An 8517-nucleotide genomic window follows, 5' to 3' on the forward strand; every position below is an offset into this window, starting at 1 on the left:
GCGCGGGGGGCCGCCCCGGGCGCGGCCCCCGGCGCCGCCGAGTCTGACGCCGACCCGCAACCCGGCGGTCCCGGTGAGCTGTTCGTCGGGCGCGACGATGAACTCGCCGCGCTACTGGGCGCGGCCGGGCAGGTCGCCTCGGCCGGCCTGCGGGTCGCGCTGGTCACCGGCGAGGCCGGGTTGGGCAAGTCCGCGCTGCTGGGCCGGCTCGGCGGCGAACTGGAGCGGGCCGGGCTGCTCGTGGCCACCGGGCGCTGTCCCGAGGTGGACGGCGCACCGCCCGCGTGGGCGTGGGTGGAGGCACTGCGGGCGATCGCCGCGATCGCGCCGCCACCGCCCGAGTCGGCCGCCGCACTCGCGCCGCTGCTGGGAGACGATCCGGCCGAGGGCCCCGGGCAGGACACCGCGGCAGGCCGGTTCCGGCTGCATCGCGCGGTCTGGTCCTGGCTCGCGGCCGGCGCCCGGCATCGGCCGCTGGCCATCCTGCTGGACGACCTGCACCGCGCCGACGCGGAGACGCTGGCCCTGCTCGCAGCCGCGGCCGACGGCGACGCCGCGGGTGCGCCGCTGTTCGTGGTCGCCGCGTACCGTCCCGACGAGGTGGACGGCCGGCTCACCGAGACCCTGGCCGGCCTGGCCCGCCGCTCACCGGTTCGGCTGGCGCTGCCCGGCCTGCCGGAGGCCGCCGTGGCCCGGGTCGTGGACGCGGTTTCACAGACTCCCGTCGACCCCGCGACGATCACCGCGCTGGTCGAGCGCACCGGCGGCAACCCGTTCTACGTCCGGGAGAGCGCCCGCCTGCTGGACAGCGAAGGAGCCCTGGTCGCGCTCTCCGACGTGCCCGAGGGGGTTCGGGACGTGCTGCGCCGCCGGCTGGCCCGGCTGCCCGAACCCGCCGTCGCGGTGCTGCGGTTGGCCTCGGTCGCGGGTCGCGAGGTGGACGTGGACGTCCTGGTGGACGCGGCCGAGGTCGAAGAGGGCGGTGTGCTGGACGCGTTGGACGCCGGCCTGATCGCCGGCCTGCTCACCGAACCGGCCCCCGGCCGAGTGCGGTTCGTGCACGCGCTGGTCCGCGACACGATGGTCGCGGACCTGAGCGGGCTGCGCCGCACTCGGATGCACACCCGCATCGCCGCCGCCCTGGAACGGCTCGGCACCGGCGACGTCTCGGCGCTGGCCTACCACTACGGCAACGCTGCCACCGCCGGCACCGCCGTTCGGGCCGTCGAGGTGTGCGTGGCCGCAGCCGAGTTGGCCGAGCGCCGATTCGCCCACGACACGGCCGTCGACCTGCTCACCCGCGCCCTGGAATGCCTGGAGCGGATTCCCGCCGAAGCCGCCGGCGACCGGGACGGCCGACGGGCCGATCTGTTCGGCCGGCTGCTGCGCGCCCAGGTCCGCGCCGGCGACGTCGCGGCGGCCCGACAGACCCGGCAACGCGCGTTCGACGCCGCCGAGTCGGCGCACCGCGACGACCTGACGATCGCCGCGTTCACCGCGTGGACGGTGCCCACACCGTGGCAGAGCCGGCCGTACGGGAGCCTGGACCTCGGCGTGCTGGCGGCGCTGCGCCGGCTGATCGCGCGGACCGATCTCGACCCGCGGACCCGATGCAGGCTGCTGAATGGCTATGCCGGTGAGCTGATGGGAGAGGACATCGACCCGAACCCGCGGACGATGGCCGAGGAGGCCGTCGCGCTCGCGGCCGGCCTGGGTGATCCCGATCTGCGCGCACTCACCCTGACCACGCTCACCGGCACCCTGGACAGCCTGTCGGACGCGGCGGCCCGGGCCGAGGCGGCCGACGAACTGGCCCGGCTCGCGGACGCGTTCGACCTTCCGGAGTATCGCTGGTACAGCCGGTTCAACCTGGCCACCGCCGCGACCGACCGCAACGATCCGGCGGTCGTGCGCCGGTTGGTGGACGAGAGCGCGGCGATCGCCGACGCGTACCGGATGCCGGACGCGATCGGCGTCGGTGCCTGCGCGCTGGCGACCCTCGCACACATCGACGGCCGCTTCGAGGAGGCCGAGGAGCGCTACGTCCGGGCCACCGAGCCGATGATCGCGCAGGGTTCGCTGCACGCGTACGGCCTGCGCCGGCTCGCCCTCGCCACGATCCTGCTCAGCCGCGGCCGGATCGAGGAACTCGCGCCGGAGGCACCGGAGATCCTGGCCGGCTTCGGACCGTTCGTGGCCGACCTGTGTGCCCTCGCGGTGGCCGCCGACGGCCGGATCGAGCAGGCACGAGCGATCCGGTCGGTGATCGAGCCGATCCGCCGCGACTTCTTCCACACCCCGATGTCCGTCTTCCGCGCGGCGGCGGTGGTGGCGTTGGGCGAACACGACGAGGCCTCCGCGCTCTACCCGACCCTGCTTCCGCTGCGCGAAGCCGCGCCCGCCTGTGCGGGGTTGTCCCTGGCGATCCGGCCACCGGCCCACGCCCTGGGCGAACTGGCCCGATTCCTGGGCCGAGAGGCGGAAGCGATCGAACACTTCGACCGCGCCGCAGAGATCGCGGATACCTGGGAGGCGAAGCACTGGGCAGCGGAGGCCCGGGCGGCACGAGGGTAGCCGGACCGGCCGACGCCCCACCCGGCGACCCGAGTACGCGACCCACCCGCGTGCCGAGTGGCCGTCGCCGCGACATCTTTCGGCCGGGCGGGGGCGTTGATTGCCGGACCCGGACCCGGACCCGGACCCGGACCCGGCCCCGGACCCGGGACTGCGTGGTGGCGGCGAACGCCCGTACGAAGAACGGAAATCGGGTGCGGGCGTCCTGCCGACCGCCGTCAATCGTCCTCCGGTCGCGGGCCCGACCGCACCTCGACGATCGGCAGCCGCAACGCCCCCGGTGCGTCCGCCGGGACCACCGGCGCCACCGGCGCGGTGCAGGCGATCCGCCGGTAGGCCGAACCCAACTCCGGTCGAGGGTCGGCCTGTCCGCGGTTCGGCCACAGCGCGGTCGCGCGCTCCGCCTGGGCGGTGATGGTCAGGGACGGGTTGACGCCCAGGTTCGCGCTGACCGCCGCACCGTCCAGGACGTGCAGCCCCGGATGGCCGTACACCCGCTGGTACGGGTCGATCACCCCGGTCTCGGCCGAGTCGCCGATCACGCAGCCGCCCAGGATGTGGGCGGTCATCGGCACGTTGGCCAGGTCGCCCCAGGTGCCGCCGGTCACTCCGCCGAGCCGCTGCGCGATCCGCCGGACCGCCTCGTGGCCGGCCGGGATCCAGTTCGGGTTGGGCTCGCCGTGGCCCTGCCGGGTGGTGATCCGGGTCCGTCCGAACAGGCCGCGCTTGCGGTACACGGTCAGCGAGTTGTCCCGGGACTGCATCACCAGTGCGATGATCGCCCGCTCGGACCAGTTGCGCACGTTCAGCAGCCGCAGCCTGGCCGGGTCCCGCAGCGACTGGCGCAGGAATTGGCGGACCCGGGGCCGGTCCCCGTCGGTGAGCAGGGTCTGCAACAGCCCCATCGCGTTGGAGCCCTTGCCGTAGCGGACCGGCTCGATATGGGTGTCCGCGTCCGGGTGCCACGAGGACGTGATGGCCACCCCGCGCGTCGCGTCGATCACCCCGGTGGTCGGTGCGACCGCGCCGACCAGCGCCTCGGAGTTGGTCCGGGTCAGCCGGCCGAGGGTGCCGGACAGGTGCGGCAGCGTACCCTCGGCCGCCATCCGGTGCAGCAGCCGCTGGGTGCCCAGCGTGCCGGCAGCGAACACCACCTGCTCGGCGGTCCAGGTGCGCGGCGTACGCGGCGCCGTCGGCGGCCCGCTGTGTACGGTCTCCACCGCGTAGCCGCCGGTGGACCCGTCCGCGTGCCACCCCGCGCCCAACGGCCGGACCCGGCGCACCGTACGCTCCGCGTGCACCTCGGCGCCCGCTCGTTCGGCCAGGTACAGGTAGTTCTTCAGCAGCGTGTTCTTCGCGCCGACCCGGCAACCGGTCATGCACGAGCCGCATTCGGTGCAGGTGGTCCGGCGCGGCCCGACGCCGCCGAAGAACGGGTCGGCCACCTGTTCGCCGGGCGGACGGCCGCCCTCGGGGAACAACACGCCGACCGGTGCGAGATGGAAGGTGTCGCCCACGCCCATGTCCTCGGCGACGGCCTTCATGTGCTCGTCGGCGGGCGTCATGTGCGGGTTCGTCACCACGCCCAGCATGCGCTTGGCCTGGGCGTAGAACGGTGCGAGTTCGGCGTGCCAGTCGGTGATGCGACCCCACTGCGGGTCGTCGAAGAACGGTTGCGGCGGCTCGTACAGCGTGTTCGCGTAGTTCAGCGAACCGCCCCCCACGCCCGCCCCGGCCAGCACCACCACGTCCTTGAGCACGTGGATGCGCTGGATGCCGGTCAGACCCAGGGCCGGTGCCCACAGGAAGTCGCGCAACTGCCACGAGGTCTTCGGGAAGTCGGCGTCGGCGAAGCGCCGACCGGCCTCCAGGACACCGACCCGGTAGCCCTTCTCGGTCAGCCGCAACGCCGCGACCGAACCACCGAAACCCGAACCGATGACCAGAACGTCGTAGTCGAACACGGGGGACCCTTCGCCGGGCGAGCAGGAGGCATGCCACGAGATCTCGCGATCCGGCGATCCTACTGCTCGGTAACCCGGCGAAGGCAGTCCCTCGCTGATCCGATTCGGTGTAGAGGGAATCGGTGCGCGGGGCGGTTCGATTCAGCCGCTCTTGCGGCGGAACGAGCGTTGTTGCGCGGCGGGCCCGTGCGCACCGTGGATCTTCGACCCGTCGCCGCCGGGACCGTCGCCGGTACCGTCGGTCTTGGTGCCGCGCTTGCGGGCGAGCGCCTCGCGGAACTTGCGCTTGGTCTCGTCCTCGGGCGTCTCGGGCTCGGTGGCCTCGACGACCGTCTCCTCGGGTGTCTCGTTCGCGGGTGTCTCGTCAGCCATGGTGCGTTCCTGCTCTCGAACTGGATTCGATCCGTGGGGACACCCTTCCATGCCGGAGCCCGGGATGGCACGCCCGGATCGGGTGACGCCCACAAGAGCGGACATACCGGCCGCCGGCGGACCGGTGGGGTCCGAAAATCGGCGTTCTATGTCAGCCGGGCGGTGCGGATGACCAGCGTGTCGATGAAGTCGGTCAGCGGCGGCCAGCCGAAGCCGGGCGCGGTCATCCGCAGCAGGATCGCGCCGTGCATCGCGGCCCACACGGCCAACGCGTCCTCGAAGGGATCGGTGCCGGCCGAGTGGCCGGCCGCCGCCGCGGCGGCGATCGCGTCGATCAGGGTCTGGAAGACGTCCATGCGACTGGGCAGCGCGGTCGGCGGCGCGGCCGGCTCGATCGGATCGCCGGCCGGCGGGCGCATCCGGTGGAACAGCGCGCGGTAGCGGCCGGGGCGCTCCATCGCGAACCGGGCGTACGCGCGACAACCCGCGAGCAGCGAACGATCCGCCTCGTTCTCCTCGGCGGCGGCGGCCACGATGGCGGCCTGCAAGTCGTCGAAATAGCCGTTGAGTACGGTGTCGAGGATGTCGTCGAGATCGTTGAAGTGCGCGTAGATCGAAGGCGCGGTGATCGCGGCCTCGCGGGCGATCCGGCGCAGCGTCACGTCGCCGGAGTGTCCGTCGCGTTCGATGAGTGCGGTTGCCGCGGCGAGAATGTCGTCGCGCAGAAGCGCACCCTGGCCGCGGCGATTGCGTCGGCGGTTCGGCCCCTGATCGTCGTCCATGGCGGCCAGCGTACGAGGCGTGGAAGCGGCGCTTGCGGGCATGGTGCCTCCTCGGGTGTGTCGACGGTGGGTCGCCGAACGACGGGTGCACGGCGACCGGATCGGCCCGGTCGCCGTGCGTTTGGGTGACGCTTCGTCAGGCCACCGGTACGGCTGGGGCGTTGGCCGTTTCGGTGGGCTGTCCGGCGGCGACCGGGGTGCTGCCCGCCCGGCGCGGGAGGCCGAGGGCGACCACGAGCGCGCCGAGCGCGGCGACCGCCGCGGCCACCAGGGCGCCGTTGTTCATCGCGGTGGTGAAGGCGTGGTCGGCGGCCGAGGTGAGCCGGCCGGCGGCCTCGGGGGACAGGTGCCCGGCCACGGCGTGCGCGCTGGGCAGGTCGTGTTCGGCGACCGCGGCCGGGCCGGTCAGGTGCTGGTCGGCCATCTCGCCGCGGTAGTGCGCGGAGACCAAAGTGCCCACCACCGCGATGCCCAGCACGCCGCCGAGTTCGCGGACCACGCTGTTGAGCGCGCCTGCCATCGCCGAGAAGCGGACCGGCACCGATGCGGTGATCTCCATGCTCGCCGGCGCCATCATCATCCCCATCCCGGCTCCGACCAGGGCCATTTCCGCAGCCAGCGCGACGAATGGGGTGGTGCTGTCGGTGGTCAGACCGAGCACCGACAGGCCGACCGCGATCGCGCCGAGCCCGACGGTGAGCGTGCCGCGGATGCCCAGCCGGGCGGTGACCACCGGCGACAGCCCGGACATCGCGGCCATCGCCACGGCGAAGGGCATCGCGGAGAGGCCGGCCTCCAGTGGGCTGTATCCGTGCACGAGCTGGAAGTACTGGGAGAGCACGAACAGCGTGCCGAAGAGCGCGAAGAAGGTCACCGCCAGCGTCGCGGCGGCGAGCACGAAGCCCCGGTTGGCGAACAGGCGGACCTGCACCATCGGTTCGTCGCGGCGCAGTTCCCAGGCCACGAATACGGCGGTGAACACCACGAACGAGCCCAGTTCGACGAGGGTGACCGGCGCGGTCCAGCCACGCTCGGGTGCCTCGATGATCGCGTCGACGAGGGTACCCAGGCCGGCGATGGACAACACGGCGGCGGGCAGGTCGAGTCGGGCGGTGCCCTGGCGCGGGATGCTCGGCACGATCCGCACGATGCCGACGAGCGCGGCGAGCACGAGCGGGACGTTGATCCAGAACGCGCTGGACCAGGAGAAGTGCATCAGCAGCGCACCACCGGTGACCGGGCCGATCAGCACGCCCACGCCGGCTGCGGCCGACCAGACGGCGAACGCCTTGGGCCGTTCGACCGGTGGGAACATCCGGATGATGATGGCCAGCGTCGCGGGCATCACGAACGCCGCGCCCAGGCCCATCACCGCCCGCCAGGCGATCAGTTCGGCCGCGGTCGAGGACACCGCCGCAATGGCCGACCCGGCGCCGAAGAGCGCGAGGCCGCCGAGCAGTGCGCGCCGGGCCCCGAACCGGGCACCCAGGCTGCCGGCGAGGAGCAGCAGTGCGGCGAAGACCAGCGTGTACGCGTCGGTGATCCATTGCAGATCCGACGTCGACGCGTCCAGCCCCTTCGCCAACGAGGGCAGCGCGGTGTTGAGCACCGAGTTGTCCAGCGTCACCGCGACCAGCGTCGAACTGAGCACGAGTAGCGCGGCCCACCGGCGCGGGTGGCCCGCAGGTTCGGGAGCGTCGGTGGCGCCGGCGCCGGCCGACCGGGTTTCTGGGCTGCTCACGAGGTACCCCCTGATTTAACGCCTGTGTGCTTACGGATGTAAAGCTAGCCCATCGCTATACGCCCGTAAAGCCAAGAGTCGGCAAAGTCGCCCCGAGGCGAAGGAGACCCGCAAAAGCGTCCGCCACGCCTGCCGTGGGCAGCCCACCCACCACGCCTCCGCGAAGGGGGCCGTCCGCTACGCCTTCGCGAACGGCTCGTCCCCTCTTGCCTCGGCGAACGGCTTGCCCGCTACGCCTCCGCGAACGGCCCCTCCTCGACGAATCGGCGCAGTCCGCCGTGACGCGCCGCCGCGCCGCCTTCGATCAGAACGTCCGCGCCACGTCCAGCGGTCCGCACGACAGCGTGCCGCGCGCGTGGGGTGCGGCGATCCAGCTGTCCGTGCTCACGAAGTCCCGCCCCCGCTGGTGCGCCTCGCGGGCCGGCGTCGGGTCGTCCCAGGTCACGGTCAGTGGCTTGTGCTCGACGTCCCACTTGGCGCCGCCGAGCGCGCGGTCGTCCGCGGAGGTCGCCTCCACGTGGGTGAGCCGACCGGCGTCGGTGGCCAGCACACCCGCGTGCCACAGCGTCACGCCCGCCTCGGTGCGCACGATCGCGGGCGGCGTGGCCAGTGCCGGTCCGCTGCCGTCGTGGCGCTCGGAGTCGAAGCGCAACACCAGGCGACGCGGAATGGTCGGCAGTACCACGTCCAGGACGAGATCGCCGTCCGGGACATGGCCGAACAGACAGGAGGTGAACCGCATCGGCCCGGCCGACAGGGTCGTGGCCAGCGCCGAGTAGGCGAACCGGTCGCCGGAGCGGGTCACCGACACCCCGTACTGCCCGAACAACGGCGGCGCCGGCGGGCGCGGGCCGGCGGGACGGGCCAGGGTCTCCATGCCGATCGTGGTGTACAGACCGGCCGGTGTGCGCAGGATGCCGCCGTGGAAGACCCGTACCTCCTCGTGCGCGAGCAGGATTTCGGGCGGCCTGACCAGCTCGATGTCCACCGGGGCAGTGCTGTCGGTGCTGTCGCTCATGCCCGCGACCCTATCGGCGGCCCGCGGCCGGTACGGGCGGCTCGGGGGCCGCCGCGCCCGCCCCGG

6 protein-coding genes are annotated in these 8517 nt (G+C 73.2%); 1 reads left to right on the plus strand and 5 read right to left on the minus strand.

Features of this window, described 5'->3' with window-relative positions; all coding sequences use genetic code 11:
* Positions 1–2574, plus strand: a 2574-nt coding sequence (locus ABZS54_RS40550; RefSeq protein ID WP_355547696.1) for an AAA family ATPase, incomplete at its 5' end; no start/stop codon positions are given.
* A gap of 218 nt (positions 2575–2792) precedes the next feature.
* Here the strand turns inward: ABZS54_RS40550 and ABZS54_RS40555 are convergent.
* From ABZS54_RS40555 to ABZS54_RS40575, 5 genes are all read right to left on the minus strand, one after another.
* Positions 2793–4538 carry a GMC family oxidoreductase gene (locus tag ABZS54_RS40555; protein ID WP_355547699.1) on the minus strand — a complete coding sequence of 582 codons (1746 nt, stop codon included), beginning with the start codon at positions 4536–4538 and terminating at the stop codon, positions 2793–2795.
* Positions 4539–4679: 141 nt separating this feature from the next.
* Positions 4680–4910, minus strand: a complete 231-nt coding sequence (locus ABZS54_RS40560) for a DUF5302 domain-containing protein (RefSeq protein WP_355547702.1) — start codon at positions 4908–4910, stop codon at positions 4680–4682.
* 146 nt (positions 4911–5056) lie between these two features.
* Positions 5057–5692, minus strand: coding sequence for a TetR/AcrR family transcriptional regulator (locus tag ABZS54_RS40565; protein ID WP_355547704.1), 636 nt, complete (start codon positions 5690–5692; stop codon positions 5057–5059).
* Between the two features lie 136 nt (positions 5693–5828).
* Complete coding sequence (locus ABZS54_RS40570; RefSeq protein WP_355547707.1) at positions 5829–7433, minus strand: DHA2 family efflux MFS transporter permease subunit; 1605 nt, start codon at positions 7431–7433, stop codon at positions 5829–5831.
* A gap of 304 nt (positions 7434–7737) precedes the next feature.
* Complete coding sequence (locus ABZS54_RS40575) at positions 7738–8451, minus strand: hypothetical protein (RefSeq protein ID WP_355547710.1); 714 nt, start codon at positions 8449–8451, stop codon at positions 7738–7740.
* Positions 8452–8517 lie beyond the last annotated feature (66 nt).

This window comes from Embleya sp. NPDC005575 (assembly GCF_040605455.1).
In the GTDB taxonomy this organism is placed as follows: domain Bacteria; phylum Actinomycetota; class Actinomycetes; order Streptomycetales; family Streptomycetaceae; genus Embleya.